The organism is Limnospira sp. PMC 289.06 (assembly GCF_032350395.1).
Taxonomy (GTDB): Bacteria; Cyanobacteriota; Cyanobacteriia; order Cyanobacteriales; family Microcoleaceae; genus Limnospira; species Limnospira platensis.
Window position 1 is genome coordinate 1 of record NZ_JARPLC010000522.1, and the last position, 384, is coordinate 384.

Consider the following 384-nt stretch of genomic DNA (forward strand, 5'->3'; position numbering starts at 1 on the left):
TCCCCCTGTTTTTCCAGATTTATATTTTCCTACTGGATATTGCCTGATATTGAATCCTAGAAAGTCGAACCCTGGTTTCTCTGTTTTATCATCATACTCAATAGGTTTGAGCGTGTGACAGATTCGAGTTTTTTCAGGTTTTATTTATAAGCCTACAGGTTTAAGCCATTCGGTGATTGCAGTTTGGCACTGTTCAATGATTCCTAGGTCTTTTGAGATGACCACAAAATCATCGGCGTATCTTATGACATTCGCATACGGGCGATTGTCTGTTTTCTTAGGGTACAGTTTTTCAATTAACCTAATCATCCCCAACAGTGCGATGTTAGCGAGTATTGGACTTATTACCCCTCCTTGAGGTGTCCCTGCTTCTGTATCCTCGAA

Annotated in this window: 1 pseudogene; it reads right to left on the minus strand. The window is 40.6% G+C overall.

The features are described 5' to 3' along the window. A pseudogene (locus P5674_RS26095) lies at positions 1–384 on the minus strand (reverse transcriptase/maturase family protein); the annotation flags it as partial.